This is a genomic window from Acrocarpospora corrugata, from assembly GCF_009687845.1.
Classification (GTDB): Bacteria; Actinomycetota; Actinomycetes; order Streptosporangiales; family Streptosporangiaceae; genus Acrocarpospora; species Acrocarpospora corrugata.
Genome location: NZ_BLAD01000040.1, coordinates 172293 through 195279, shown reverse-complemented (window position 1 = coordinate 195279; position 22987 = coordinate 172293). Strand labels below are relative to the sequence as shown.

The following is a 22987-nucleotide window of genomic DNA, read 5'->3' as shown; positions in this document are numbered from 1 at the left end:
GGTCGGGAGCACCCTACGAACTGGGACCCGGGCCCATCCATCGTCTTCGCTTTCTCGGCCGGGGCGTGGTTCTCAGAAACGCTTCTGGGCCACGCATCGTGCCAGGAGAAGGTCGGATCCTCTTCGACGAGGCCTTCCCGGGGGGCGCTGGTTATCCGAACTGGCCGGGCTGGTAGTCGCCGGCGGGCTGCTGGACGATGACGTTCATGCGGTTGTAGGTGTTGATGAGGGCGATGAGGGACACCAGGGCGGCGAGTTGGTCCTCGTCGTAGTGCTTGGCGGCGTTCGCCCAGGCCTCGTCGGTGACGCCACCGGCGGCGTCGGCGATGCGGGTGCCCTGTTCGGTCAGCTCCAGGGCGGCGCGCTCGGCGTCGGTGAAGACCTTGGCCTCCCGCCAGGCCGCGACCAGGTTGAGGCGCAGCGTGGTCTCTCCGGCGTGCGCTGCCTCCTTGGTGTGCATGTCGACGCAGAAGCCGCAGCCGTTGATCTGGCTGGCGCGGAGCTTCACCAGCTCCTGCGTTGCGGCAGGCAGCGTCGAGTCCGACACGACCTTGCCCGCCGAGTTGATGTACTTCAGGAACTTGGCCGCGACAGAGTTGCCGTTGTAGTTGAGACGGGCGTCCATGGTGATTCCCCTACCGTGTTCGGCTGTTACACCCCACTGACGGAACAACCAGGCAGGATGTGACGGATAGCCGATGTGATGTGCGTCTCTCCGTCCATGCCCCCGTACACCCGCACGATGACCCGGGCGCTGTCCAATTCGCCATCAACATCCCCTGGACAACGCGCCGATGTTCTGGCCGTGTGCTCAACCGTCAGGCTCCGGCGTGTTCGGGGTGAGGGGCGGCCAGGGCGGTGATGTGGGGGACCAGCGCGCCGGCCCGCGCCCGTACGTCGTTCAGCAGTTTGGCGTCGAGGAGTAGCGCGCGCAGGACGAAGTCGGCCACGTCCAGGGCGCGGGCGGCGGGCGCCGTGGAGGGAGTGGCCCCGCGCTCCCGGACCACCTCGAGCAGGAGTCCGGTGATCGCGTGCTGCACGAAGCTGGTGTCGAAGGGGACCAGCTCGCCGCCGTCGATGCCGGTGTCGATTAACTCGCGGGTCAGGTCGTGGATCTCCGCCCGCCGCCGCGCCTGCTCGGCCAGCTCGGGAGCGCGCAGCACGTCGTCGTTGTACAGCCCGCGTACGTCATAGGGCAGGGACAGGATCGCGGCCACGTCCACCTGGAGGTACGCGTGCAGCCGGGCCGCCACCGGGGCGGGCAGGTCCAGGGCGGCGCGGATGCGCGCCCGTGCGGGGACCAGGTCCGCGTCGAGCAGCTCGGCCAGGATGAGGTGCTTGGTCGCGAAATGACTGTAGATCGAGGGCTGGCGCATCCCGACCTTCTCGGCGATGTCCCGGGTGGACGTCCCGTGGTAGCCGCGCTCCGCGAACAGCCGCGACGCCTCCACGAGGATCCGGTCTCTGGTCGCTCCTCCGACTCGGGTCATGGTTGCATCATGGCGGTCCTCCGGGGCGGGTGGCGCGGCAGGTAGGTACCCCGCGACTTTTGGTAATCCGAAATTAATATTTGGCGAACACCGAAACAGGCTTGCCCTCCTAGCCTATAGGTCGATAGCTTTTCGCCGGGGTGCCCGGGCCTCTCCCGAACGAGGGGGGCGCATGTCTTGGAGGCAGCGATGAACAATTGGACCAAGCTGGCCGCCGCCATAGCCGCCGTCGCGCTGGTCGCCGGCTGCGGCTCTGGTGGCGGCGCCGGCGACTCCGGAACCGGAGCCGTCAAGGCGAGTAACGACCTCGTCATCGGGCGGACCGTCGCCGTGGACGGCATGTCGGGGGACTCCTGCTACGGCGCGGGGTCGATCTCGACGATGCCGATGATCTACGGCAACCTGCTCACCAACAAGCCGGACGGCTCGGGCGTGCAGGCCGGGATCGCCGCGTCGTACGACTATGACGCCTCAGCCCGCACCTACACCTTCCACCTGCGCGAGGACGCGGGCTTCAGCAACGGCTCCCCGGTGACCGCCGCCGACGTCGCCTTCTCCTTCGAGCAGTGGCGCGACGGCAAGACCAGCGGCGCCTACTACGACATGATCAAGAGCGCCGAGGCCACCGACGGGCACACCGTGGTGGTGCGCCTCACCCGGCCGGACACGTTCCTGCCCGCGCTGCTGACCTGGTGCACCTCGACGGTCTACCCCGACCGCTACGCCGGGAAGACACCCGAGGAATTCTTCGCCGAGCCGATCGGCGCCGGCCCGTTCGCGTTCGTCTCCTGGCAGAACCCCGGCCCATCCGAGACGATCACGCTGAAGAAGAACCCGCATTACTACGGCGCCCCCAACGGGGAGCCGCACGTCGACACGGTGATCACCAAGACCTCGGCCGACGCGGCCCAGCAGATGCTGGCCTTCCAGGGCGGCCAGCTCGACCTGATCGAGCAGCTCACCGCGGACGAGGGCAACCAGCTCGCCCCCGAGCAGGTGCGGATCCCGCAGCCGAGCCAGGCCAGGGACCTCATGCTCAACAGCAAGCGGCCGGCCCTGGCCGACCTCGCCCTGCGCAAGGCCATCTCCGCCGCGATCGACCGTCAGGCGCTGGCCAGCGTGCAGCAGGGCTACGCGGTGCCGGCCGAGGGCATCCTGCCGACCAACGTGCCCAACTCGGTGCCGCCCACCAAGCCGTACACCTACGACCTGGCGGCCGCCAAGGCGCTCATGGCGGAGCGGGCCGACACCAAGCCGGTCACGCTCGCCATCGGCTTCGACGGCAGCAGCTCGACTGTCTCGACCATGGTCCAGCTGCTCAGGGACCAGCTCGCCAAGATCGGTGTCGAGGTGACGCTCAAGCCCACCGACAGTGCCACGGTCTACTCCATGGGCAGCAGCGGCGACTTCGACATGCTCATCAGCGACCCCTCGGCGATCTCGCCCACGGTGTTCGACCCGATCAGCTTCGTCCTGACCGCCTGGTACCCCTGGACCGGCGCCGACACCAAGCTGATGAAGGAGAAGTTCACCACCGGCACCTCCACCACCGAGGACGCCGTCAAGGACGCGGCCGTGCGGGCCATCCAGGACGACGCACAGGAGCAGTCCACGGTGATCGGCCTGGTCAACATGTCGACGGCGTTCGCGGTGGCGGGCTACGTCGAGGGCTTCACCGCCACGCCGTTCCTGTCCTACGACGCCGCCGCGATCCGGATCAGGACCGGGCGGTGATCCGGTGATCCACAGCGGCCGGTTCGGGTTCGTCGGCAGACGGCTGCTGCAGGCGATCCCGCTCACCCTGGTGCTGCTCCTCCTCGTCTTCGCCATGCTCAAGGTGGTCCCCGGCGACCCGGCCATGCAGGTGGCCGGGCCCCGGGCGAGCGCCGCGACGCTGCAGGCGATCCGGGTCCAGCTGGGCCTCGACCAGCCGGTGTGGGAGCAGTTCCTGCACTACCTCGGCCGAATCGCGACCGGTGACTTCGGCACCACCGCGACGGGTTCGACGAAGGTCGGCACGCTGATCGCGTCGGGCGCGCCGGTGACGCTGGTGCTGCTCGCCGTCAGCACGGTCTTCACCGTGCTCATCGCCGGCGCGACGGCCCTGCTCGCCGCCCGCCGCCCCGACGGCCTGGTGGACCGGATGATCAACGTGATGGCCGCCTTCGGTGTCGGCGTCCCGACCTTCTGGCTGGGGATCGTGCTGCTGGCCGGGGTGGCGCTGCCGACCGGCGCGTTCCCCATCGGCGGCTGGGGTGACACCCCCGCCACGGTGCTGCGCGCCGCGGTGCTGCCGGCCCTCGCCCTCAGCGTCTCCGTCGCGCCGGTCCTGATGGCCAGCCTGCGCAGCGGCATCGTGGAGGCGCGGCGCTCGGAGTACCACGCCGCCGCCCAGGCCGCCGGGGTCCGGGGCTGGAAGCTGACCCGCGGGTTCGTGCTGCGCAACGCCGCCGTGCCGCCGGTGTCGCTGCTGGCCGCCCTGACGACCTTGCTGCTGTCCGGCGCCGTCGTGGTGGAGTCCACCTTCGGGCTGCCGGGGCTCGGGCTGAGCCTGACCCAGGCCGCGCAGAACCGCGACTTCAACGTCATCCAGGGCCTGACCCTCGTCTTCTCCCTGGCCGTCGTGGTGGTCAACCTGGTCGGCGACGTCCTGGTCGCCTTCCTCGACCCGCGGGTGATGGTGTGATGGCCCTCGCCCCCGCCCAGGTCCTGGGACGCCGCCGGGTACGGCGCGACCCCGGCGCCACCGGCACCGCCGCGCTGGTGACCGGTGCTGTGCTGCTGGCCCTCCTGCTGGCCGCGAGCTTCGTGTCCGGCGCGCTGACCGGCCACGATCCGGCGCTCACCGACCTGACCGCCCGGTTCCGCCCGCCCTCCCCGCAGCACTGGTTCGGCACCGACCAGCTCGGCCGGGACGTCTTCGCCCGGGTCCTCGTCGCGGCCGGGACCGACCTGCCGCTGGCTCTGCTCGGCGCCGCCGTACCGGCCGTGATCGGGATCGTGCTCGGCGCGCTCGCCGGGTACGCCCGCGGCTGGATCGGCACCGCGGTGATGCGGCTGGCCGACCTGATTCAGGCGTTCCCGTCCTACATCCTGCTGATCGTCCTGGTCTTCCTGCTCGGGCCGGGCGCCGGCTCGTTCCTGGTCGGGGCCGCGGTCGGCGCCTGGGTCACCTACGCCCGCCTCGTCCGCGGGGTGGTGCTGCGGCTGCGGGAACTCGACTACGTGCGCGCGGCCCAGGCCGCCGGGCTCGGGCACACCCGGGTCCTGCTGCGGCACGTCCTGCCCAACGCCCTGCCGCAGGCCGTGGTCTACGCGGCCTCCGACATCGTGCTCGCGCTGAGCTATCTCGCGGCGCTGTCCTACCTCGGCCTGGGCATCCAGGCGCCGGGGATCGAGTGGGGGCAGATGATCGCCGACGGGCAGCCCTTCCTGCGCAACCAGTGGTGGGTGTCGGTGATGCCCGGACTGGCGATCATCCTCGTCGGCGTCGCCGTACGGCTCATTGCCGGCGGCCTGGAGCGGAGGCTGCAACGATGAGTCCCCTGCTGAGGATCACCGACCTCGTCCTGGAGACCGGGCCCGCCGCGGCTCCGGTGCGCCCGGTGTCGCACGTCGGCTTCGAGGTGGCCCACGGCGAGGCGTTCGGGCTGGTCGGCGAGTCGGGTTCGGGCAAGAGCCTGACCCTGCGTGCCGTCATCGGCCTGCTGCCCGAGGGCGTGCGCCAGGCCGGCGGCACCCTCGAGCTGGAGCGCGACGGCGCCATGCGGCCGTACCGGTTCGCCGAGGTGCGCGGCCGGGGCATCGGCATGGTCTTCCAGGAGCCGATGACCGCGCTCAACCCCACCATGCGGGTCGGCGACCTGGTCACCGCCGGGCCCCGCGCCAGGTACGGCTGGAGCCGGCGCGCCGCCAGGAGCCGGGCGGTGGACCTGCTCGCCGAAGTCGGCATGCCGGACCCGAAGGCGCAGGCCCGGATGTGGCCGCACCAGCTCTCCGGCGGACTGCGGCAACGCGTCATGATCGCTATGGCGCTGGCCACCGAGCCCTCCGTGCTGCTGTGCGACGAGCCGACCACCGCGCTGGACGTCGCCGTGCAGGACCAGATCCTGCGGTTGCTGCATCGCATCCGTACCGAACGCGGGCTTTCGATTGTGTTCGTCACCCACGACCTCGGGGTCGTGCGGCGGCTCTGCGACCGGGTCGCGGTGATGTACGCCGGCCAGGTGGTCGAGACGGGCCGGGTCGAGGAGGTCTTCACCAGGCCGACCCACCCCTACAGCGCGGGCCTGCTGCGCTCCATGCCGACGCAGGACACCCCCAGAGACCGCCCGCTCGCGGCCATCCCCGGCGGCCAGCCCGGTGCGGGGGACCGGCCGGAGGGCTGCAGGTTCGCCCCCCGGTGCGGGCACGCCCTGCCTGCCTGCGCCGGCCTGGCGCACGTCCTGGCCGCGGTGCCCGGGTCGCCGTCGAGGAGCGCGTGCATCCGGGTGGCGGACCTCGGCGGGCCGCCGCTGGACCGCGAGGCCCTGCTCAGCCCGCTGCCGGGAGGGACGGCATGAGCGCAGGTACGCCCCTGCTCCAGGTGGACGACATCGTGGTGGACTACCGGCCCCGGCGCGGCCGGACCGGCGGACCGCCCGCCGTGGACCACGTCAGCCTGGACATCCCGCGCGGCCGCACCCTTGGCCTGGTCGGCCAGTCGGGATGCGGCAAGTCCAGCCTGGCCCGGGTCATCGCCGGGCTCGCCGCGCCCACCGGGGGCACCATCCGCCTCGGCGGAGCCGAGCTGCCCGCGCCGCGCGGCCGGACCGACGCCACCCGGATCCAGATGGTCTTCCAGGACCCCGGCTCGGCGCTGAACCCGATGCACACCGTCCGGCGGACCCTGACCGAGCTGCTGCTGGTGCACCGCAGAGCCGCCGGCCGGAGCGCCGCCACGGACCGCGCCGTCGAACTGCTTGAGCTGGTCGGCCTGGGCGCGGCCGTCCTGGACGCCCGTCCGCGCGGGCTCTCCGGCGGGCAGCGGCAGCGCGTGGGCATCGCCCGCGCGCTCGCCGTCGAACCCGAGGTGCTCATCGCCGACGAGGCCGTCTCCGCCCTGGACGTCTCCGTCCAGGCGGCCGTGCTCAACACGCTGCGCGACCTCGGCGCCCGGCTCGACCTGACCATGCTGTTCATCTCGCACGACCTGGCGGTGACGCGCTACGTCGCCGACGAGGTCGCGGTCATGCACCGCGGCCGGATCGTCGAGCGCGGCCTGCCCGACGACGTGCTGCGAAACCCGCGGCACGAGTACACCCGATCGCTGGTCGCGGCCACGCCGCGCATGGACGGCCCGGCACTGTCCGCGCCCGAGGAGGCACGTCCCGTATGACGATTTCCGACGTCCAGGTGCTCGCCAAGGGAGAAGGCGTGGCCGTGATCCCGCCCCCGACCGACTACGCGGAGGTCTCCCCGGGCTGGCGGGAGGTCGAGCACCGGGCCCGGCTGGAGGTTCCGGGCGCGCTCGCCGCCGCCTGGGAGGGCGTCCCCGGGTCCGTGCGCATCCCGCGCTGGCCGTACCACGAGGTCTGTGTCCTGCTGCGCGGGCGGGTGGCGATCGAGGACGCAGAGGGCGGCAGGCGCGAGTTCGGGGCCGGTGAGTCCTTCCTGGTCCCGGCCGGGTTCGACGGCTGGTGGCACACTCTCGAAGCCACTGAGAAGATCTTCGTCGCGATCCCGGGAGGCGCCGCGTGAGCGGGACCTATCCGACCCCGCGCTCGGCCTGGTCGCCGCCGAACTGGCCATCCCCGCGACCGACCGGGGAGGGACTGGAGGCCTGGTGTTACACCGACCGCTTCTCCTACCGGCCGGGCGACACCGTGGAGGTCTCGGCGTACACCACGGCCGGCCACTACTCCCTCACCGTGGTCCGCGACGGCGCGCGCCCCGAGGTCGTGCACCAGCAGACGGACCTGCCGGGCACGATGCCGGACACGCCGGCCGACGCCTACGCCGAGGGGTGCGGGTGGCCGGTCACCGCCCGCGTCACGATCCCCGCCGACTGGCCGTCGGCGATGTATCTGCTCATCATCCGGGCCGAGGTGGACGGCCACGCCGTGGAGAACGAGCACTTCTTCGTGGTCCGCTCCGCCGAGCCCGGCCGGCGCACCCCGTACGCGCTGGTCCTGACCACCAGCACGCTGATCTCCTACAACGACTGGGGCGGGGCCAACGCCTACCGCGGCATCGGCGACGACCCCGCCGTGGACATCGCCTCGCCCCGGCTGTCCATGCTCCGCCCGCTGTCGCGCGGGTTCCTGCGCAAACCGCCGGGGGCCCCGCGCAACCGGTACGAGGAGCCGGTGCCGCCGTTCTGGGAACCGCGCTACCCGGTGTACGAGTGGGCGCGGCTGCGCGACTACGGGCGCCACCACGCCGACGCGTTCTGGGCCACCTACGACCGGCCCTTCGCCATCTGGGCGGAGCAGCAGGGCTACGTTCTGGACTACCTCACCCAGGACGACCTGGATCGCGACCCGTCCGCCCTGGACGGGTACCAGTGCGCGATCCTGGTCGGCCACGACGAGTACTGGTCCTGGCGGATGCGCGACGCGATCGACGCGCTGGTGGACCGGGGCGGCAACGTCGCCCGCTTCGGCGCCAACTTCGCCTGGCAGGTGCGCATCGAGGGGACCACGCAGATCTGCCACAAGTACGTACCTGAGGAGGACCCGGTCTTCGGCACCGCGGAGCAGCACCTGGTCAGCCTGAACTGGGACCACCCCCTCATCGGCCGCCCCGCCACCGCCACCCTGGGCCTGACCGGATTCGCCGGGGTGTACGCCGGCTACGGCGCCTCGGCGCCGCGCGGGCACGGCGGCCTGCAGGTCTACCGGCCCGAACACTGGACGCTGGCCGGCACCGACCTCTACTACGGCGACGTCCTCGGCGGGCACCCCTCGCGGATCGCCACCTTCGAGGTCGACGGCTGCGCCCACGTCGTGCAGGAGGGCCTCCCCTTCGCCACCGGAACGGACGGCGCCCCCGCCAACTTGGAGATCATCGCCATGGGGCCCGCGGTCCGCTACGAGGAAGACCACTTCGCGGGCACGGTGCCGCTTGGCGACCCGGGGGTGGCGGCGGTCGAGGAGTACCGCGGCACTCAGTGGGTCGAACGGGAGGACGGCAGCAGGCGGCCGGCGTACGGCTCGGCCATGATGGCCACCTTCACCCGGGGCGAGGGGACCGTCTTCAACTCCGGCACCTCCGAGTGGGTGGCGGGCCTGATCCACCGCGACTGGTTCGTCGAGCACGTCACCCGTACGGTCCTGGACCGGCTGGGAGGGGCCGCGTGAGCGCCGTCCCCGAGACCCCGGACACGTCGGCGCTGGCCCAGCCCCGCTCCGCGCCGGGCGGCCCGGTCGACGCCACCGTCGTCCCGCGCTACGCGGGCGAGAACACCTTCGCCCGGCTGCCGCGGCTGCAGGACCAGCCCGGCGCCGACACGGTCGTGTGGGGCGTGCCCTTCGACACCGGGGTCAGCTACCGGCCCGGGGCCCGGTTCGGCCCCGGGCACATCCGGCAGTCGTCCCGGCTGCTGCGCCCGTACAATCCCGCGCTCGACACCGCGCCGTTCGCCAGCCGGCTGGTCGCGGACGCCGGGGACGTCGGGGTCAACCCCTTCGACATCGGCAGCGCGCTGGAGACGATCCAGCGGGCCGCGACCGAACTCGCCGGCACCGGCCGCAAGCTGATCACCCTCGGCGGGGACCACACGATCGCCCTGCCGCTGCTGCGCGTCCACCACGCCCGGTACGGCCCGCTCGCCGTACTGCACTTCGACGCCCACCTCGACACCTGGGACACCTACTTCGGCTCGCCGTACACCCACGGCACCCCCTTCCGGCGGGCGTCGGAGGAAGGGCTGATCGACCACGCGCACTCGATGCACGTGGGCCTGCGCGGCCCGCTGTACTCGCGCCTGGACCTGGCCGAGAGCAAGCGGCTGGGCTTCGCCGCGGTGCACGCCCGCGACTTCGCCCGGCGGTCCCTGGACGAGATCATCGAGCGCGTCCGGATCCGGCTGGCGGACCGCCCGGTCTACGTCTCGCTTGACATCGACGTCCTGGATCCCGCGTTCGCGCCGGGCACCGGGACGCCGGAGGCCGGCGGCATGAGCAGCCGCGAGCTGCTGGAGGTCCTGCGCGGGCTCGACGGCCTCCACGTGGTGGGGGCCGACCTGGTCGAGGTCAGCCCCGCCTACGACCACGCCGAACTCACCGGCATCGCCGCCGCGCACGCCCTGTACGAACTGATCAGCGTGCTGCCGACGGAGAGGTGACCGCGGCTTCGCGACTTCGCCGATACTTACATAGTGCGCAGAACGGCCGCCCAGATTAATAGGAGTCCCTTAATCTTTGTATTCATTTAATTACATATGCCGTTGCTTCCGCGCTCAGGGGGCGATTCGGGGGCGCGCGGTGCCGATGTGACTGTCCGTGATTGGAGCGGTCGAGGTCGCCGGCACCACGGGGAGGGTGCGGCATGCGTGCAAGGCGTCCAACCGGGGTTGGGGTGCTAGCTGCTAGCCCCCAGGTAGATCGGCAGATGTGGTGCTAGCGCTAGCAGGGCAGGGTGCTGGACCTGGCACGTCACAAGCCGTGCGAGTCGCTACGATCCGTAGGCGTCGGCTTGGAATCTGCTTGTGAGAGCACGATGGCCGGCGGTGCCTGACCCTCGCGGTAGATGTCTCCATCACTTGACAGCGTCCCAAGTCGCGGCACATTGAGGGCACGGACGTTACGACGCTCTTAGCAGTGATTGGCTCAGTAACCGGAATTGTCAACAGATAGAGCGGCGAATTCGTCAACCCTTCGAAGTACGCTTCCGAAAGGATTCTAGATGTTTCGAATCGCCCGCAGAGCCTCCGTACTTGTCCTCGCCGGCGTGGCCGCGAGTCTGTTCGCTGCCGCCCCGGCGCAGGCTTCGATCGGGACGTGCACGGTCACCCCGATCGGCTCGGTGACCGTCTCGGCCTACTGCAGTGGGTTCGCCCCGTCGTCCTTCCGGGCCAAGATCAATTGCTTCACGGCCGACGGCTACCGGACCGAGTGGCGCTACGGCCCCTGGCGCACCGCCGGCGGCGGGACGTCCTCAGTGGTCGGCTGCCAGAACGGCTGGACCCGCGTCGGCCAGGGCTACGACGCCATTCCCTGATCAAGTGGCCGGCAGCCGCTGATTCCTTCCCGTCCACCCGCCGGCCCGGTTCGGCCGGCGGGTGGCCGCGCATAGCCCGGATGAGTTGATCCGCCCCGCCGCCGATCGGGAATCAACTCGGCCGTTATCCGCTTTGTACGCCTTGAGGGGCGACAGCTGTTCGAATCCTCAGACGAAGGAGCGGAAAGCGATGACTGGGAAGACGGAGACGGCGATCCTCGCCGGTGGATGTTTCTGGGGGATGCAGGATCTCATCCGCAAACGCCCGGGGGTGGTCTCCACGCGGGTCGGATACACCGGTGGGGACGTGCCGAACGCGACCTACCGCAACCATGGCACCCACGCCGAGGCGATCGAGATCGTGTATGACCCGGAGCGGACCTCGTACCGGGACATGCTGGAGTTCTTCTTCCAGATCCACGACCCGTCCACGAAGAACCGCCAGGGCAACGACATGGGCACCAGTTACCGGTCGGCCATCTTCTACACCGACGACGAGCAGAAGCGTGTCGCGTACGACACGATCGCCGACGTCGACGCCTCCGGCCTCTGGCCGGGCAAGGTGGTCACCGAGGTCACTCCGGCCGGGCCGTTCTGGGAGGCGGAACCGGAACACCAGGACTACCTGGAGCACTACCCGAACGGCTACACCTGCCACTTCGTCCGGCCCGGCTGGAAGCTTCCGCGCCGCGACGAGAAGGTCGGCCACTAAACTCGCGCAGCTTCGGGGGGATCGTCGCCGACGATCCCCCCGAAGGCCGTCGTCAGTTCGTGTGGACGATGTGCCAGACGCGTGAGGGGTGGTTGTCGCAGGTGTACTGCAGGGCCTCGACGTTGTTGGCGGTGCTGACGCCGCCGGCGATGGTCACGCACTTGCCGGTCTGCAGGTTCTTGATCCAGTAGTTGCCGGTGACGCCGTCCTCGATCAAGGTCCAGGACCGCGACCGGTGGCTGTCGCAGGTGTACTGCAGGGCCTTGACGTTGTTCGCCTTGCTGACTCCACCCGCGATCGTCAGGCATTTGGCGGTGTTGGCGTTCCTGATTTTGGTGCCGTTCCTGACGCCCGGCTCCAGCAGCCAGCGGCGGGAGAGGTGGGTGTCGCAGGTGTACTGCAGAGCGGTGACGTTGTTCGCCTTGCTGACCCCGCCCGCGATGGTGAGGCACTTGCCGGTCTGGACGTTGACGAGCATGACCTGGTTGCCGGCGGCGTGGGCTGGGGAGGCGATACCGGCGAGGCCGATGGTGAGGGCGGCGGCTAGGGCGAACTTGAGGGGGATGGAACGATCCATGTCGGGCTCCTGAGCGTGGCGATTTCCTCAAGCATCCAGGGGGGCCGCTCATAGTGCCTGAGTAGAGTTCTACTCAACTCCGCTTCTAATGAATCTACTTTGTAAAGAAGCCTGCGCTGTCAGGTCGTGAGGTTGACCATCGCCTGGTACAGCTGTGCTTCGGTGAGTGGTGGCTCGGGTAGCGGGTGGTGCTGGGCGGCCCGGAAGCCGTCGATCATGATGTGCAGGTTGCGCCGCCACGCGTTGGGTGCGGCGCCTCTGGTCGCGTCGATGATGCGGCTGTTGGCCCAGACGAGGCTGATGATGTCGGCGTCGGTGATGTCTGGGCGTACGGCTCCGGCGGCCTGACCGCGTTCGATGACCTCACTGGCCAGGTGGCACAGGCGGTCGTGCATCGCCTCGGTGGCCTGGCTGTTGGGAAACCTCATCGAGATGAAGTCGTTGAAGCCGCGGTCTCCGGCCTGCGTGGCGCACAGGGCTTCCAGGAACGTGCAGAACCCTTCCCATGGGTCCTCCATCAGGAGCGTCGTTTCGGCGGCCGTCATGAATTCCGACAGCCTCGGCTCGAAAGCGGCGAGCAGGAGATCGACCCGGGTCGGGAAGTGCCGGTAGAGGGTTCCGATCGCCAGGCCCGCTTTCCGTGCGATCTGCTCCAGGGACGCATCGACGCCGTGATCGGCGAACGCCTCCTGCGCGAGGCCGATGAGCAGCTCGCGGTTGCGCCGCGCGTCCCGCCGGCGCGGTACGGCCGCCCTGCCGGACGAGTCGACTCGTGCTTGGTCGAGATAATCATCGTCCCTGTGCTCCATACCAGCGATGTTACCAAGATGAGCACCCCCTCATCATTATGCTGAGGCACCCCTCACTATGGTGATACCGTCAGTCGAAGTCGAGGTACCCCTCACTATCGGCGTTGTCACATCCCCAATCTGAAAGGCGCAATCGTGCCCAAGCTCGAAGGAAAGGTCGCTGTCATCACCGGCGCGACTTCCGGTATGGCACTGGCCACCGCCAGGGCGTTCGTCGCCGAAGGCGCCCACGTCTTCATCACCGGACGACGCAAGGACAAGCTGGAAGCTGCTGTGGCGCAACTCGGTCCCAATGTCACCGGTGTGCAGGCCGACTCAGGCGACCTCGCCGATCTCGACCGCCTCGTGGAGACCATCCGCGAAGAGAAGGGCCGGGTCGACATTCTGTTCGCCAGCGCAGGCAACGGCCTGCTGAACGAACCGCTGGCCGCGGTCACCGAGGAGTCGTTCGACCACGTCTTCGACATCAACGTGCGCGGCACCTTGTTCACCGTGCAGAAATTGCTGCCACTGTTGTCCGACGGCGCGTCGATCGTGCTCAACAGCAGCGCGGGCGCCAGCAAGGGCGTCGCGGGCAGCACGGTCTACTTGGCGAGTAAGGCTGCGCTGCGGTCGTTCGCGCGCACGTGGACTATGGAACTGAAGGATCGTGACATCCGCGTGAACGTGATCAGCCCCGGGCCGATCGACACCCCGGGGGTCGAGGGCCTCCCCGAGGCGACTAAGGAGCTCATCGCCTCGATGGTGCCGCTGGGGCGCTACGGCATTCCAGAGGAGATCGCTCGGGCCGTGCTGTTCCTCGCCTCGTCGGACGCCAGCTTCGTCGCCGGCGCTGAACTGTTCGTCGACGGAGGAGTAGCGCAGGTCTGACCTGCAACGCGACCCACGGCCGCTCGATCGGGACGACCGAGCCCACCCGTGTCGGTCACGGCCAGCGCGGTGTCGGCGACCGGCACCATCCCGGCCCAGGAGTTCAAGTCGTTCACCCGTTCAGCGTGCACCGTGACCTAAGGTCAAGGTCAACGCTTGGGTTCAGTCTGAAGGGACCAGGTGTTCTGTTGAGCTTCGGTCATCACCGGGGCCGGCCACCACGAACAGTCCCGGGCTGATTTCGCGTGAATGCTCGCGGAGTTGCGTCTCCAGATGAGACGGCCACATGGTCTCCTCCGACCACTTGGCTCCGGTAAGCGCGGGGAGAGACAGATGCGCGCCGCGCAGATCCACGCCCGAAAGATCGATTCCGTCGAGAAACAATGTGCGGAAATCGTCTTTGGCAACGGTCATCAGCAGATCGATGCCGCGCTTGTTGAGGAGGGCGAGGGCGGATTCGAGACCAAGGGCGAGGCTGTGGACGCGGGATTGGACACGAGTAAGGTCGCGGGCGCGGGTGAGGTCGAGAGCGTGGGTGCGGGCGTCGTCGAGGTCGACGGCGAAGTTGATATCGAGGACGCGAGCAAGGTCGCGGGCGAGGGCGAGTTCGCGGGCCAGGCTGCGGGTCAACTCTCGGGCGAGATTGTGGACACGGGTGAGGTCGAAGTCGATCTCAAGGGTGCGGGCGAGGTCGTGAGCGAAAGTACGGCTGCGGGCCAGGCTGCGAGCGAGGGCGAGGCCAGCGAGGGGGTCGGGCGTGCCGAGGTCTGCCTCGGTCGATTCTCTGGCCGGCGCAGGGTCTGGTTCGGGTGCCCTGCCATCTCCCTGAAGTCGTACTCCCAGAAGCGTGGTCCAGTAGCGCCGCCACAAACTGTTGCTCGCGCGGCCATTTTTCCGCGGATTGTGCTTCGCGCGAGGCACGTCGACCAGTGAATTCCAGTAGCGGCGCGATAGCGGCGGCCGAGGCATCATTCCACCACCTCCTCAACGGTTCGCCGCCGGGCCGTGGGCCTGGGCCGTGACGGTGGGGCGGCCTGGCCGAGCTCCGCCAAGGATTCCATCGGCAGAACATCGAATTGCCCATTCGCGGCGGCCTGCTGAACCACGCGCGTCGTCCCCAGCTGTCGTAGGAATGCCGGCCCCGCCGCACCCACCGCGATCGCTGCCAGGGCACCAGTGATCTGATCCTTCAACAGGAATCCGGCCAAGGCGCCGATGCCGAGCCTCGTGAGGGCGACCAGGAGGTCGGCGGCAGGATCGACATAGTCCGACAGGGGAGGCAGCCGGCGGTTCTTTCTCGCCGGGGTTTCCGCACGTACGCGACGGCGATCTTGCTGCCATGCCGTCAGATAGCCCCACAGGGAGACGACCTCGACGATCGCCCCTCCCGCAGCCCCAAGAAGACAGGCTTCGAGCCATCCCACAGCCATTCACTCCCGGTACGGCGCCCGATGTATCCATTGCACCCTGTCATCCCGGGAAGGAAAAGTGTCACGCCGTGACGGATATGAGATCACACTCCGAAGCGGTACGACCGGCCCGTGACGGGCACTGCCACGTCAAGAGGTGATGTCGAGAACGGCCTGGCGGCTCCGTCCTAGGGACGGACGCGGCCACCGTGGCCGTACCACCACAAGGAGATCCAGCATGACGATCCAGCGGATGGACAACGTCCTCATCGTTGTCGACGACATTGACGCTGTTATTTCGTTCTTCGTCGAACTCGGCATGGAGCTGGAGGGCAAGGGGCCAATCGAGGGACGTTGGGTGGAGCGTGTCATCGGGATCGACGACGTCCGGCAGGACATCGCCATGCTGCGAACCCCGGACGGCCACAGCCGAATCGAGCTGGCGATGTTCCACACGCCGAAGGCGATCAGCGCCGAGCCGAAAGACGCACCGGCGAACACGCTGGGCATCCGTCGCATCATGTTCGCCGTCGACGACATCGAGGACGTCGTCGCCCGCCTGCGCACCCACGGCGCCGAACTCGTCGGCGAACTGGCGCAGTACGAGAACAGCTACCGGCTCTGCTACGTCCGCGGCCCCGAGGGCATCATCGTCGGACTGGCCGAACAACTCAGCTGAAGACTGCCGAAGGGCCCGTGCACCAAAGAACCATCCGGGCACCCGCGCCCGGGAGGTGCGCCGGACCGCCGGTCGCATACACGTCGGGTTCCCAAACCCCTTCCGGAACTACACCCTTCCTGAAGGGTTGGCGGAACCCTCCCCACCTCGGAGAGCCCCAGACTCGTCTCGGCTGAGTGGGTGTGCACAATGGACACTTAGGCTAATGTGTACACATGGAGATTGAGCAGATCGGGATTGTCGAAGCCCGCAAGCGGTTGGGCACGCTGGTCTCCCGGGCCGTGCACGCCCACGTGCCAGTGAAGATCAGCCGCTCGGCTGACGAACACGCGGTCCTGATCAGCGAGGACGACTACACCGACTTCCGGCGTCTCCGTGAGCAGGAAGAGATCGCCCAGTTCAAAGAGGAGATCGCGAAGGCTGAGCGCGGTGAAACCCCCGCGCTCGCCTTCACCGACGCCGACGACATGTACCGCCACTTCGGCGTCACCCGCGACGGTGACGAACTTTGAAACGAACGCTTCACCTAGGCGCCGTCATCGGTGACGTCGCCGCTCTTCCGCCGCAACTCCGTGCGCGCCTCCTGCGGACCATCGAAGATCTCGTCGACACCCCTGAGCCGCTTGGCGCGCGTCCATACGGGGGTATCCCTGACGCGTTCGAGTTCGTGACTGACCTCTTCACGCTTCGGTACACCTACGGCGAGGACCACGTGTCTATCTGGGTAGTCCGCGCCAATACGTAGCTGGCGGCTCCGTCTCACAGCCATCTTGCTCTTGGGCGCGGCCGAGTCCGAACGCTGGAATGAGAACACGCCCCCAGCCGAATAGACGTCCTCGACGGCCGGACCAGGTCCTTGACCCGGGTCTCCAGTCCTGCTGGGCGAATGCAGTATTTGTACGCACAGCGTGGGAATTGAGGATTCCTACACAGAACCCTGTGTTGATTCTCCGTAAGGTTCGCCAGGTTCGGTCGTCATTCATATTTCACGCTCGGGCAACGGGGGGAGCGGAGTCACCGGCACTCCGGTCGGCGAACTGGCCTATATCGCGGTGCCCGCGCGTAACGGCGACGGTGCCGGAATAACGGTGTCAATGATCAAGGACGGCGATCCCTGGCGAATGCTGGAGATCTCCTCCGACACCCGGGAGGAGCGAATGGCCGCGCACTGGCCACCGGCACCTCTCTCCTGCACGAGCCCCAGACCGACGAATGGTATGAGGTCTCAGCCGGCCAGATTCGCCTGCTGACCACCTCGGCCACCGCTGAAACCGCTGAAACCGCTGGAACTATCTACAGCGTCGCCGACTACCAGACCCTTGTCGTATCCCGTTACGCCGACAAACAAGCCGGCTCGGACTACGACCTCCAGGGCCTGGCCGGAGGCTACGGCCAAGACCCGGTACGCCAGACGAACAACGGCACCCAATACCTGATCCAGATCGGGTTCTTGGTCCTGGTGTTGTCCGGAGCCACCGTCATAGGAATCCGCCGCCTACACAAGCTGGCGGCACGCGGGTGACGGCTCTGGCCGTACTCAGATCTCGGTGACCAGCCCCGCGCTGACCCGCAGGCGGCGGCCCACCTGGACCGCCTCAAGCATGCGCCGGTCATGCGTGACCAGCAGCAGCGTGCCCGGATAGTTCGCGAGCGCCGACTCCAACTGCTCGATCGCGGGCAGGTCGAGATGGTTGGTCGGCTCGTCGAGCACGAGCAGGTTGACCCCCCTGGCCTGCAGCAACGCCAGGGCCGCCCGGGTACGCTCGCCGGGCGACAGGGTCGCCGCGGGGCGCATCACGTGGCCGGCCTTCAGGCCGAACTTGGCCAGCAGCGTGCGCGCCTCGGCGGGCGGCATCGGTGCGACCAGCGCCCCGAAGGCGTCCAGCAGCGGCTCGCCGCCCAGGAAGAATCCTCGGGCCTGGTCCACCTCGCCGACCACCACGCCGGGGCCGAGGGAGGCGTGCCCTTCCTCCAGCGGGAGCCGGCCGAGCAGCGCGGCCAGCAGCGTGGACTTGCCGGTGCCGTTGGCGCCGGTGATGGCCACCCGTTCGGCCCAGCCGATCTCCAGGTCGACGGGACCGAGTGTGAAGGAGCCGCGGCGGGCGACCGCCCCGCGCAGGGTGGCGACGACCGCTCCGGCGCGGGGCGCGGCGGCGATCTCCATCCGCAGCTCCCACTCCTTGCGCGGCTCCTCCACCACGTCGAGTCGTTCGATCATCTTTTCGGTCTGGCGCGCCTTGGCGGCCTGCTTCTCGGTCGCCTCGGTCCGGGCGTTCCGCCCGATCTTGTCGTTGTCGCTCATCTTGCGGCGCGTGTTCTTGACGCCCTTTTCCATCCAGGCGCGCTGGGTGTGGGCGCGGGCCTCGAGCTGGGCGCGGGTGTCGGCGTACTGGTCGTACTGCTGTCTGGCGTGGGTGCGCGCGACCTCGCGTTCGTCCAGGTAGGCCTGGTAGCCGCCGCCGTACAGGCGGACCCGCTGCTGGGCCAGGTCGAGTTCGAGCACGCTGGTGACGGTCCTGGCGAGGAACTCGCGGTCGTGGCTGACCAGCACCGTGCCCGAGCGCAGGCCGGTCACGAACTTCTCCAGCCGGTCGAGCCCGTCGAGGTCGAGGTCGTTGGTCGGCTCGTCCAGCAGGAAGAGGTCGTAGCGGCTCAAAAGTAGCGAGGCGAGCCCCGCGCGGGCCGCCTGGCCGCCGGACAGCGAGGTCATCGGCTGGTCGAGGCCGATCGTGAGGCCCAGGTCGGCGGCCACCTCGGCGGCGCGTTCGTCCAGGTCCGCGCCGCCCAGCGAGAGCCAGCGCTCCAGGCCCGTGCTGTACGCGTCGTCGGCGCCGGGCAGACCTTCCACCAGTGCCTGCGTGGCGGTGTCGAGGTCGTGCTGTGCCTGGGCGACGCCGGTACGGCGGGCCAGGAACAGGCGGACGGTCTCGCCCGGCCTGCGCTCCGGCTCCTGGGGCAGGTGGCCGACGACCGCCGTGGCCGGGGAGAGGCTGATGCCGCCCTGCTCCGGCGCGTCGAGGCCGGCGAGCAGGCGCAGCAGCGTCGACTTGCCCGCGCCGTTGACCCCGACGAGCCCGATGACGTCCCCGGGGGCGACCACGAGGTCGAGCCCCGAGAACAGGACCCGCTCCCCGTGCCCGGCCGCGAGACCCTTGACAACTATCGCAGCGCTCATATCCCGAACGATGCTAGCCACCATCTCGCGCGCGGCCTAACAGCTGTCACCTCACCACGATCTCGTGCTCGCCCCGGCGGACGAGTTCGCCGATCACCGGCGCGCCCGGCACCTCTCCGGCGATCAGCAGCCCGCCCGAGGTCTGGGCGTCGGCGAGCAGGAGCAGGGTCTCCTCGTCGACGGTGCTGGTGAGGCGCCCGGCCACCCAGCCGAGGTTGCGGCGCGACCCGCCGGGCACGAACCCGTCCCGGACGGCCTCCCGAGCGCCCGCCAGCAGAGGGACCGCCGCCGCGTCCAGCACGGCCGTCACGCCCGAGGCCCTGGCCAGCTTGAACAGATGGCCGAGCAGGCCGAACCCGGTCACGTCGGTCGCGCAGCGGACACCCGCCCGCACGGCCGCCCGGCTCGCGTCCGCGTTGAGTTCGGTCATGGTCGCGACCGCCTGCGGGAAGACCTCGCCGGTCCTCTTGTGACGGTTGTTGAGCACGCCCAGGCCGAGCGGCTTGGTCAGCGACAGCGGCAGTCCCGGGCGGCCGGCGTCGTTGCGCATCAGCTGGTCGGGGTCGGCGAGGCCGGTGACCGCCATGCCGTACATGGGTTCGGGGGCGGTGACGCTGTGGCCGCCCGCGACGTGGCAGCCCGCCCGCGCGGCGACTTCCGCGCCGCCGCGCAGCACCTCCTTCGCGAGCTCGTACGGCAGCGCGTCCCGGGGCCAGCACAGCAGGTTGAGCGCCATGAGGGGGCTGCCGCCCATGGCGTACACGTCGGAGAGCGCGTTGGCGGCGGCGATGCGGCCCCAGTCGAACGGGTCGTCCACGACGGGGGTGAAGAAGTCGGCGGTGCTCACCACCGCGGTGCCGTTCGCGAGCCGGACGACGGCGGCGTCGTCTCCGGTCTCGACGCCGACCAGCAGCTCGCCGAGCGGGTCCTGCGGAGCGGGGACGCCCAGGCCCGCGAGGATGTCCTCGAGTTCACCGGGCGGGATCTTGCACGCGCAGCCGCCGCCTTGGGCGTATTGCGTCAATCGCAGCATGATCAGAATCATTGCGCGGCCAGCCGTATTGCGATATCCCGATTAGTTGTGACTGATCCGCGTCGTCGTATTCCCCGGACGGACACTGTCCTGGCCGATCCCCGTTTCGCGGTATTCGTGGCGCGGATGGGCCGGGATCGGGTGAAGGCGGTCATCAACGCCGTGCAACAACGGGCGAGAAACGGCGAGATAAGCCCGTCGGAGGTCGGCGACGAGGCGTTGCGGGCGCTTCCGGCCGGCGGGCCGCGTGTGGTGATCAACGCCACGGGGGTGCTGCTGCACACCAATCTCGGCCGGGCGCCGCTGTCACCGGCCGCTCTGGACGCGATCCGGGCCGCCGCAGGCAGCACCGACGTCGAGTTCGAGCTCGCCACCGGGCGCCGGGCCCGCCGGGGCCGGGCCGCGCTGGCCGCGCTCGGGCAGGCCGTGCCGGACGCCGAGGCGGTGCATGTGGTCAACAACAACGCCGCGGCGCTGGTCCTGATCGCGACCGCGCTGGGGCAGGGCCGGGAGATCGTCATCAGCCGGGGGGAGCTGGTCGAGATCGGCGACGGGTTCCGCCTGCCCGAGCTGCTGGAGTCCACCGGCGCGCGGCTCCGCGAGGTCGGCACCACCAACCGTACGTCGGTGGCCGACTACACGGCCGCCATCGGCCCGCACACCGGCTTCGTGCTGAAGGTCCATCCGTCGAACTACCGGATCGAGGGCTTCGCCGCCACCCCGTCCGTCCGTGACCTGGCGGGCCTGGGCGTCCCGCTGGTCGCCGACATCGGCTCCGGGCTGCTGACGCCGGAACCGCTGCTGCCCGCGGAACCGGACGCCGCGACCTGGCTGCGCGAGGGCGCCGGCCTGGTCACCGCCAGCGGCGACAAGCTGCTCGGCGGTCCCCAGTGCGGCCTGCTGCTCGGCCGGGCCGACCTGGTGGATCGCGTCCGCGGGCACCCGCTGGCCCGCGCGCTCCGGGTGGACAAACTGACCCTGGCCGCCCTGGAGGCGACGCTCCTCCACACCGCCAACCCCACCCGGGACGGCCTGCGCGCCGACATTACGGATCTGCGCCGCCGCGCGGGCGCGCTGGCCCTGCGGCTGGCCGGGGCCGGGGTGAAGGCCGAGGCCGTGGACACGGTTGCCGCGGTCGGCGGCGGGGGCGCGCCCGGGGTGGAGCTGCCCAGCGCGGCGGTCGCCGTGGCCGCCGCCCTGGCCGGGCCCCTGCGCCTGGGCGCCCCGGCGGTGGTCGGCCGGGTGGAGGGCGGGCGCTGCCTGCTCGACCTGCGGGCCGTCCCGCCCGGCCAGGACCGTGACCTGCTCGCCGCGGTGGTGGCCGCATGCTCGTGATCGCGACCGCGGGCCACGTCGACCACGGAAAGTCGGCGCTGCTCCGGGCCCTGACCGGGATGGAGCCGGACCGGTGGGAGGAGGAGCGGCGGCGCGGGCTGACCATCGACCTCGGGTTCGTGTGGAGCGGCCCGCTCGCCTTTGTCGACGTGCCCGGCCACGAGCGTTTCGTCGGCAACATGCTGGCCGGGGTCGGCCCGGCCCCGGCGGTACTCTTCGTGGTCGCCGCCGACGCCGGGTGGGCGGTGCAGTCCCAGGAGCACCTGGAGATCGTCGACGCACTCGGCATCACCTGCGGCGTGCTCGCTGTCACCCGCGCCGACCTCGCCGACCCGGCGCCGGTCCTGGCGGACTGCCGCGACCGGCTCACCGGCACCAGCCTGGCGGGCGTCCCGATGGCCGCCGTCAGCGCGCTCACCGGGCACGGCCTGGCCGAGCTGCGCGGGCTGCTGGCCGGCCTCACGCCACCCGCGGCCGCGCCGGACGCCGACGTCCGCCTCTGGATCGACCGGGTCTTCACCGTCGAGGGCCGGGGGACCGTGGTCACCGGAACGCTCGGCGCGGGCACGATCCGGGTCGGTGACCGGCTCAGGTCCGGCGCCGACGAGGTGCACGTCAGAGGTCTGCACAGCCTCCAGACGGCGCGGGCCGAGGTCGGCGGCCCGGCCAGGGTGGCGGTGAACCTGCGCGGCGGCGGCCGTCCCCGGCGCGGTGACGCGCTGGTGACGCCGGGCGGCTGGCTCGACGTGCGGGTGGCCGACCTGCGGTTCGCCGGCGAGGGCCACCCGCCCGAGCAGGTGATCTGGCACATCGGCACCGCTGCCGAACCCGTCCGGGTGCGTCCCCTGGGCGCCGACACGGTACGGGTGACCCTCGCCCGCGCCCTTCCGCTGCGGATCGGCGACCGCGCGCTGCTTCGCGATCCGGGCAGCCGCCGCGTGTGGGGCGCGATCGTGCTCGACGTGCGTCCCCCGGAGTTCCGCCGCAGGGGAGCGGCCAGGGCGCGGGCGGCCGCGCTCGCGGACGTGGACGGTTCTCCCGACGGCATGGCCGAGTTGCGGCGGCGCGGCCTGGCCAGGCGCGGCGACCTGGCCGCCATGGGGGCACCGGTGACCGTCGATCCCGTCGCGGGGGACTGGGTGGCCGACCAGGCGTACTGGGAGACGCTCCGGGCGCGGCTGGTGGAGATCGTCACCGCGCGGGCCGGCCACGACCCCCAGGACCCGGGGATGCCGGCCGAGGAGGCCCGGCAGGCGCTCGGCCTGCCCGAGCGCTCGCTGGTGCACGCGCTGGCCGAGCACACCCCGTTGCGGCGGGTACGCGGACGGCTGACGGCGGCGGCCCCCGCGCTCGCCCCCGGGATCGCGGAACTGCGGCGGGACTGGGCGGCCGGCCCGTTCGCGGCGCCGGACACCGCCCGGCTGGCCGAACTCGGCCTTGACGCCCGTTCCCTGGCGGCGGCCGAGGCGGCCGGGGCGCTGCTGCGCCTGGCGCCGGGCATCGTCCTGCCGCCCGGGGCGGCGCAGACCGCGGCCGGACTGCTGGCCGGGCTGCCCCAGCCGTTCACGGCGGCCGACGCGCGCGCCGCCCTGGGCACGTCCCGCCGGGTCGTCATCCCCCTGCTCGAACACCTCGACCGGATGGGTCTCACCCGCCGAATGGACAACGTGTTCCGGCAAATCATTTGATCTGAACAT

23 protein-coding genes are annotated in these 22987 nt (G+C 70.3%); 15 read left to right on the top strand and 8 right to left on the bottom strand.

What is annotated here, in order from left to right; all coding sequences use genetic code 11:
* Positions 1-151: 151 nt before the first annotated feature.
* Both Acor_RS08110 and Acor_RS08105 read right to left on the bottom strand, forming a co-directional pair.
* Positions 152-625: a carboxymuconolactone decarboxylase family protein gene (locus Acor_RS08110; RefSeq protein ID WP_155335934.1), complete on the bottom strand. Its 474-nt coding sequence runs from the start codon at positions 623-625 to the stop codon at positions 152-154.
* A gap of 193 nt (positions 626-818) precedes the next feature.
* A complete protein-coding gene (locus Acor_RS08105; protein WP_155335933.1) occupies positions 819-1490 on the bottom strand; it encodes a TetR/AcrR family transcriptional regulator in 672 nt (223 codons plus the stop codon).
* 189 nt (positions 1491-1679) lie between these two features.
* Between Acor_RS08105 and Acor_RS08100 the strand changes: the two genes are divergently transcribed.
* From Acor_RS08100 to msrA, 10 genes are all read left to right on the top strand, one after another.
* Complete coding sequence (locus tag Acor_RS08100; RefSeq protein ID WP_155335932.1) at positions 1680-3224, top strand: ABC transporter substrate-binding protein; 1545 nt, start codon at positions 1680-1682, stop codon at positions 3222-3224.
* A gap of 4 nt (positions 3225-3228) precedes the next feature.
* Entirely contained in the window at positions 3229-4176 is a 948-nt protein-coding gene (locus tag Acor_RS08095; RefSeq protein WP_155335931.1) for an ABC transporter permease, read from the top strand.
* On the top strand, positions 4176-5030 hold the full coding sequence (locus Acor_RS08090; RefSeq protein ID WP_155335930.1) for an ABC transporter permease: 855 nt from the start codon (positions 4176-4178) through the stop codon (positions 5028-5030). The genes Acor_RS08095 and Acor_RS08090 overlap by 1 nt, the downstream gene beginning before the upstream one ends.
* A complete protein-coding gene (locus Acor_RS08085; protein ID WP_155335929.1) occupies positions 5027-6052 on the top strand; it encodes an ABC transporter ATP-binding protein in 1026 nt (341 codons plus the stop codon). Before Acor_RS08090 ends, Acor_RS08085 begins: the two co-directional genes overlap by 4 nt.
* Positions 6049-6867, top strand: a complete 819-nt coding sequence (locus Acor_RS08080; RefSeq protein WP_155335928.1) for an ABC transporter ATP-binding protein — start codon at positions 6049-6051, stop codon at positions 6865-6867. Before Acor_RS08085 ends, Acor_RS08080 begins: the two co-directional genes overlap by 4 nt.
* A complete protein-coding gene (locus Acor_RS08075; protein WP_155335927.1) occupies positions 6864-7229 on the top strand; it encodes a cupin domain-containing protein in 366 nt (121 codons plus the stop codon). The genes Acor_RS08080 and Acor_RS08075 overlap by 4 nt, the downstream gene beginning before the upstream one ends.
* Positions 7226-8830, top strand: a complete 1605-nt coding sequence (locus tag Acor_RS08070; RefSeq protein WP_155335926.1) for a N,N-dimethylformamidase beta subunit family domain-containing protein — start codon at positions 7226-7228, stop codon at positions 8828-8830. The genes Acor_RS08075 and Acor_RS08070 overlap by 4 nt, the downstream gene beginning before the upstream one ends.
* Entirely contained in the window at positions 8827-9816 is a 990-nt protein-coding gene (gene speB, locus Acor_RS08065) for an agmatinase (RefSeq protein ID WP_246238486.1), read from the top strand. The genes Acor_RS08070 and speB overlap by 4 nt, the downstream gene beginning before the upstream one ends.
* A gap of 560 nt (positions 9817-10376) precedes the next feature.
* Positions 10377-10691 carry a hypothetical protein gene (locus Acor_RS08060; RefSeq protein WP_155335925.1) on the top strand — a complete coding sequence of 105 codons (315 nt, stop codon included), beginning with the start codon at positions 10377-10379 and terminating at the stop codon, positions 10689-10691.
* Between the two features lie 190 nt (positions 10692-10881).
* A complete protein-coding gene (gene msrA, locus Acor_RS08055; protein WP_155335924.1) occupies positions 10882-11403 on the top strand; it encodes a peptide-methionine (S)-S-oxide reductase MsrA in 522 nt (173 codons plus the stop codon).
* Positions 11404-11455: 52 nt separating this feature from the next.
* Here the strand turns inward: msrA and Acor_RS08050 are convergent, their stop codons facing one another.
* Together Acor_RS08050 and Acor_RS08045 are read right to left on the bottom strand one after the other, a co-directional pair.
* On the bottom strand, positions 11456-11980 hold the full coding sequence (locus Acor_RS08050; RefSeq protein ID WP_155335923.1) for an RICIN domain-containing protein: 525 nt from the start codon (positions 11978-11980) through the stop codon (positions 11456-11458).
* Positions 11981-12099: 119 nt separating this feature from the next.
* Positions 12100-12789, bottom strand: a complete 690-nt coding sequence (locus Acor_RS08045) for a TetR/AcrR family transcriptional regulator (RefSeq protein WP_155335922.1) — start codon at positions 12787-12789, stop codon at positions 12100-12102.
* Between the two features lie 135 nt (positions 12790-12924).
* Here Acor_RS08045 and Acor_RS08040 point away from each other — a divergent pair, with 135 nt between their 5' ends.
* Positions 12925-13659: an SDR family oxidoreductase gene (locus Acor_RS08040; RefSeq protein ID WP_155335921.1), complete on the top strand. Its 735-nt coding sequence runs from the start codon at positions 12925-12927 to the stop codon at positions 13657-13659.
* A gap of 162 nt (positions 13660-13821) precedes the next feature.
* Here Acor_RS08040 and Acor_RS08035 read toward each other — a convergent pair whose 3' ends face one another.
* Both Acor_RS08035 and Acor_RS08030 read right to left on the bottom strand, forming a co-directional pair.
* Positions 13822-14631 carry a hypothetical protein gene (locus Acor_RS08035; RefSeq protein ID WP_155335920.1) on the bottom strand — a complete coding sequence of 270 codons (810 nt, stop codon included), beginning with the start codon at positions 14629-14631 and terminating at the stop codon, positions 13822-13824.
* A complete protein-coding gene (locus tag Acor_RS08030) occupies positions 14628-15083 on the bottom strand; it encodes a hypothetical protein (RefSeq protein WP_155335919.1) in 456 nt (151 codons plus the stop codon). The genes Acor_RS08035 and Acor_RS08030 overlap by 4 nt, the downstream gene beginning before the upstream one ends.
* Before the next feature lie 238 nt (positions 15084-15321).
* Between Acor_RS08030 and Acor_RS08025 the strand changes: the two genes are divergently transcribed.
* Both Acor_RS08025 and Acor_RS08020 read left to right on the top strand, forming a co-directional pair.
* Complete coding sequence (locus tag Acor_RS08025) at positions 15322-15747, top strand: VOC family protein (RefSeq protein WP_218034191.1); 426 nt, start codon at positions 15322-15324, stop codon at positions 15745-15747.
* A 215-nt stretch (positions 15748-15962) separates the two neighbouring features.
* Positions 15963-16259: a type II toxin-antitoxin system Phd/YefM family antitoxin gene (locus tag Acor_RS08020; protein WP_155335917.1), complete on the top strand. Its 297-nt coding sequence runs from the start codon at positions 15963-15965 to the stop codon at positions 16257-16259.
* Between the two features lie 1025 nt (positions 16260-17284).
* Here Acor_RS08020 and Acor_RS08010 read toward each other — a convergent pair.
* Both Acor_RS08010 and selD read right to left on the bottom strand, forming a co-directional pair.
* Positions 17285-18922 (bottom strand): ABC-F family ATP-binding cassette domain-containing protein, encoded by a 1638-nt coding sequence (locus tag Acor_RS08010; protein ID WP_155335915.1) that lies wholly within the window; start codon positions 18920-18922, stop codon positions 17285-17287.
* A gap of 46 nt (positions 18923-18968) precedes the next feature.
* A complete protein-coding gene (gene selD, locus Acor_RS08005) occupies positions 18969-19967 on the bottom strand; it encodes a selenide, water dikinase SelD (RefSeq protein WP_155335914.1) in 999 nt (332 codons plus the stop codon).
* Positions 19968-20003: 36 nt separating this feature from the next.
* Between selD and selA the strand changes: the two genes are divergently transcribed.
* The gene (selA, locus tag Acor_RS08000) at positions 20004-21290 is read left to right on the top strand and encodes an L-seryl-tRNA(Sec) selenium transferase (RefSeq protein ID WP_155335913.1); all 1287 of its coding nucleotides are present in this window, start codon (positions 20004-20006) and stop codon (positions 21288-21290) included.
* Positions 21281-22978 carry a SelB domain-containing protein gene (locus tag Acor_RS07995; protein ID WP_155335912.1) on the top strand — a complete coding sequence of 566 codons (1698 nt, stop codon included), beginning with the start codon at positions 21281-21283 and terminating at the stop codon, positions 22976-22978. Before selA ends, Acor_RS07995 begins: the two co-directional genes overlap by 10 nt.
* Positions 22979-22987: the final 9 nt, after the last annotated feature.

Excerpts from the sequence above, each read along its gene's own strand:
- Acor_RS08110 (WP_155335934.1), bottom strand. The coding sequence starts at position 625 with ATGGACGCCCGTCTCAACTACAACGGCAACTCTGTCGCGGCCAAGTTC.
- Acor_RS08105 (WP_155335933.1), bottom strand. The coding sequence starts at position 1,490 with ATGACCCGAGTCGGAGGAGCGACCAGAGACCGGATCCTCGTGGAGGCG.
- Acor_RS08100 (WP_155335932.1), top strand. The coding sequence starts at position 1,680 with ATGAACAATTGGACCAAGCTGGCCGCCGCCATAGCCGCCGTCGCGCTG.
- Acor_RS08090 (WP_155335930.1), top strand. The coding sequence starts at position 4,176 with ATGGCCCTCGCCCCCGCCCAGGTCCTGGGACGCCGCCGGGTACGGCGC.
- Acor_RS08085 (WP_155335929.1), top strand. The coding sequence starts at position 5,027 with ATGAGTCCCCTGCTGAGGATCACCGACCTCGTCCTGGAGACCGGGCCC.
- Acor_RS08080 (WP_155335928.1), top strand. The coding sequence starts at position 6,049 with ATGAGCGCAGGTACGCCCCTGCTCCAGGTGGACGACATCGTGGTGGAC.
- Acor_RS08075 (WP_155335927.1), top strand. The coding sequence starts at position 6,864 with ATGACGATTTCCGACGTCCAGGTGCTCGCCAAGGGAGAAGGCGTGGCC.
- Acor_RS08060 (WP_155335925.1), top strand. The coding sequence starts at position 10,377 with ATGTTTCGAATCGCCCGCAGAGCCTCCGTACTTGTCCTCGCCGGCGTG.
- msrA (WP_155335924.1), top strand. The coding sequence starts at position 10,882 with ATGACTGGGAAGACGGAGACGGCGATCCTCGCCGGTGGATGTTTCTGG.
- Acor_RS08050 (WP_155335923.1), bottom strand. The coding sequence starts at position 11,980 with ATGGATCGTTCCATCCCCCTCAAGTTCGCCCTAGCCGCCGCCCTCACC.
- Acor_RS08045 (WP_155335922.1), bottom strand. The coding sequence starts at position 12,789 with ATGGAGCACAGGGACGATGATTATCTCGACCAAGCACGAGTCGACTCG.
- Acor_RS08035 (WP_155335920.1), bottom strand. The coding sequence starts at position 14,631 with ATGATGCCTCGGCCGCCGCTATCGCGCCGCTACTGGAATTCACTGGTC.
- Acor_RS08025 (WP_218034191.1), top strand. The coding sequence starts at position 15,322 with ATGGACAACGTCCTCATCGTTGTCGACGACATTGACGCTGTTATTTCG.
- Acor_RS08020 (WP_155335917.1), top strand. The coding sequence starts at position 15,963 with ATGGAGATTGAGCAGATCGGGATTGTCGAAGCCCGCAAGCGGTTGGGC.
- Acor_RS08010 (WP_155335915.1), bottom strand. The coding sequence starts at position 18,922 with ATGAGCGCTGCGATAGTTGTCAAGGGTCTCGCGGCCGGGCACGGGGAG.
- selD (WP_155335914.1), bottom strand. The coding sequence starts at position 19,967 with ATGATTCTGATCATGCTGCGATTGACGCAATACGCCCAAGGCGGCGGC.
- Acor_RS07995 (WP_155335912.1), top strand. The coding sequence starts at position 21,281 with ATGCTCGTGATCGCGACCGCGGGCCACGTCGACCACGGAAAGTCGGCG.